The organism is Janthinobacterium sp. SUN211 (assembly GCF_030587315.1).
Taxonomy (GTDB): Bacteria; Pseudomonadota; Gammaproteobacteria; order Burkholderiales; family Burkholderiaceae_D; genus Janthinobacterium; species Janthinobacterium kumbetense.
This window is the reverse complement of sequence record NZ_JAPWIC010000020.1, coordinates 1-3,477: the sequence shown is the minus strand read 5'-3', so window position 1 is coordinate 3,477 and position 3,477 is coordinate 1. Positions and strand designations below refer to the sequence as shown.

At 64.2% G+C, this 3,477-nt stretch carries 1 protein-coding gene; it reads left to right on the top strand.

Features of this window, described 5'->3' with window-relative positions:
- The coding region (locus O3301_RS28520) for a condensation domain-containing protein (RefSeq protein ID WP_305058153.1) at positions 1-3,477 on the top strand (3,477 nt) is incomplete at both ends.

Genomic DNA, 3,477 nt, shown 5'->3' with positions numbered 1-3,477 from the left:
TACAAGACGGGCGACCTGGCGCGCTTCCTGGCCGACGGCAACATCGACTACCTGGGCCGGCTGGACCATCAGGTCAAGCTGCGCGGGCTGAGGATCGAACTGGGCGAGATCGAGGCGGCGCTGACTCAGCATTCCGCGGTGTCGCAGGCAATCGTGATGGCGCGCGAGGACGTGCCGAACCAGAGGCGCCTGGTCGCCTATCTCCATACCCATGCCGACAAACTGGTTGCCGAACTCAAGCCCGGCGCGGACCGCACCGCCGACTGGGGCGATATCTGGAACCAGATCTACGAGCAGCCGGCCGTATCGGAAGACGAAACCTTCAATACCGTGGGCTGGACCAGTAGCTATGACCGCCAGGCCATTCCCGAGCATGAAATGCAGGAATGGGTCGGCGAGACCGTCGAGCGCATCCTCGGTCTGAAACCGGAAGGGGTGCTGGAAATTGGTTGCGGTACCGGTCTGTTACTGCACCGGATCGCGCCGCATTGCAACCGTTATTATGGCAGCGATATTTCCGACATCGTGATCGGCAAGCTGGCGGCGCAACTGCGCGCGGACGAGCTGCAAGGGGCCGACGTGCGCCTGTTCGCCTATCCGGCCGACCGCCTGGCCGAGATCCCTGCGGCCGGCTTCGACACCGTGATCATCAACTCGGTGGCCCAGTACTTCCCGAATTTCGCCTATTTGCAGGATGTGCTGGCCGCCGCCATCGGCAAGATCGGTGCGCAGGGTAGGATCTTCCTTGGTGACATACGCCACTTCGGTCTGCACAAAGTGTTCCATTCGTCGGTAGCGCTGCACCATGCTCCGCAGTACAAACTGGGCCAGGTGCGCCAGGCCGCCGCGCGCGGCCTGAACCGGGAAACCGAGCTGCTGGTGGACCCGGCTTACTTCCACTCGTTGCGCGCGGCCTTCCCGCAGATCAGCCGGATCGAGACCCTGCCTAAGCGCGGGCAGGCGTTGAACGAGATGACCCGTTACCGCTTTGACGTCGTCATTACCATCGGTGAGGTGCCATCGCACAGCGCGCCGGTGTGGCAGGCGTGGAGCGAGCTGCGGCAGGACATGGCGGAGCTGGAGGCACAGCTGGCGCAAGGGGTAGAGCAACTGGCCATCAAGGGTATCGCCGACGAGCGCGTGGCCTACGATGTCGCCGCCCATGCCAAGCTGGCCGAGCTGGGCGAAGAGGCGACGGTCGCCGACCTGCGCCGCGTGCTCTCGGCCGAGCAAACCATCGGCGTGGCGCGTGATGCACTGGAACTGCTGGCACGGCAACATGGCTATCGCCTGCATCTCCAGAGCGCTTCAGGCAGCCAAGGCCACCTGCATGCCGTCTTCACGCGGACCGACCGCGTGATCGACTGGAGCGAGCTGTACAAGGGAGAGGTGCAATATGCGAATCAGCCGCTGCCATCCCAGTTCCATGCGATGCTGCAGAAAAGCATCGTGCAGCATCTGCGCCGCACACTGCCGGAATACATGGTGCCGACCCACTTCATGGTGCTCGACGAGATGCCGCTCACGTCGAACGGCAAGGTGGACCGCAAGGCGCTGCCGGCGCCGGACACCGCCAGGGCGGATGGCGGCTATGTGGCGCCAAGCACCCGCATCGAGAAGAAAATGGCGGAAATTTGGGCGGCGGTGCTGCACCTTGATCGGGTCGGCATCCATGACAACTTCTTCGAACTGGGCGGGCACTCGCTGCTGGCGATCGGCCTGATTGAGCGCATGCGCGATGCTGGCATGGAAACCACGGTACGCGCGCTGTTCGCGGCGCCGACCATCGCCGGTGTGCTGCCAGCGCTGGGACGCGAGGAACGCGCCGTCGAGGTGCCGCCCAACCTGATCCCGGCCAATAGTCGGGTGATTACCCCCGCGATGCTGACGCTGGCGGACCTGGATGAGGACGAGATTGCCAATGTCGTCGCGGCGGTGCCGGGCGGCGCGGCCAATATTCAGGATATCTATCCGCTGGCGCCGCTGCAGGAAGGCATCCTGTTCCATTACCTGGTCCAGGAGCGCGGCGACGTCTACCTGTTGCCGACGCTGCTGGCCTTCGACGAACGTGCCAGGCTCGATGCCTTTGTCCATGCGTTGCAAAAAGTGATCGCGCGGCATGACATCCTGCGTACGGCCATCGCATGGGAAGGGCTGCGGGAGCCGGTGCAGGTTGTGTGGCGCCAGGCGCAGGCGCTTGTCGAGGAAGTCAGCTTTGATCGGCGCGACGGCGACATTGCCGCCCAACTGAAGGCGCGCTTCAACCCTGGTCATTACCGCATCGACGCACGGCAGGCGCCTTTGACGCGCGTTTTCCTGGCGCATGATCCGGTGAACCAGCGCTGGCTGCTGCAGGTCATGCAGCACCACTTCGCCTCCGACCATGCGACGCTGGAGATCATCATCGAAGAAATCCAGGCGATCCTGGCTGACGAGGAGGCGAGCTTGCCGCCGCCGGTGCCGTTCCGTCATTTCGTGGCGCAGGCACGCCTGGGTCCCAGCCCGGAAGAACATGAGGAGTTCTTCCGCGAGATGCTGGCCGATATCGATGAACCCACTGCGCCTTTTGGCCTAGTCGGCGTGCAGGGAGACTGGGCCTCCATGACAGAGGCCAGCCGACATATCGGCGTCGGGCTGGGCAACCGGATTCGCCGCCAGACGCGCAAGCTCGGCGTCAGCCCAGCCAGCCTGATGCACCTGGCGTGGGCGCAAGTGTTGGCGCGCCTGACCGGCCGCCGCGATGTGGTGTTCGGCACGGTGCTGTTTGGACGCATGCGAGGCGGGGCGGATGTGGACCGTGCGCCTGGCGTATTCATTAACACCCTGCCGATTCGCCTGGTGGTGGGGCAGGAAAGCGTGGCGCAGGGCGTGCGCCATACCCACGCCCTGCTGACCCGACTGGTCAACCACGAGCATGCCCCCTTGGCGCTGGCGCAACGCTGCAGCGGCATCGAGGCTCCCACTCCCTTGTTTACGGCCCTGCTGAACTATCGCCACAGCACCCTCGGCGAAGCGCTCAACACCCATGAAGCATGGCGTGGAATGGAGAACCTGGGCACGGAAGAGAGCACTAATTATCCTGTCACGTTGTCGGTGGATGACTTTGGCGACGATTTCCTGTTATTCGTCCAGGTCAACGCGCAGGCTCAGCCCGAACGAGTGTGCAGCTACATGCAGACGGCGCTGGAGAACCTGGTTGAAGCGCTGGAGCAGTCGCCGCACATGCCGGCGGTAGCCGTCGAGGTGCTGCCGCCGCAGGAACGCGAACAGTTGTTGGTGGAATGGAACAGTACCGCGCACGCGCACGCGCAGGAGTATGAGCACGCGCAGACCTTGCATGGCCTGTTCGAGCAACAGGCGCTGCACTGCCCTGAAACGGAGGCTGTCAAGTTTGCAGGCCAGTCGCTGACTTACCGCGAGCTCAATGCGCGCGCCAACCGCCTGGCGCACTACCTGCGCGGGCAGGGTGTGGGCGCC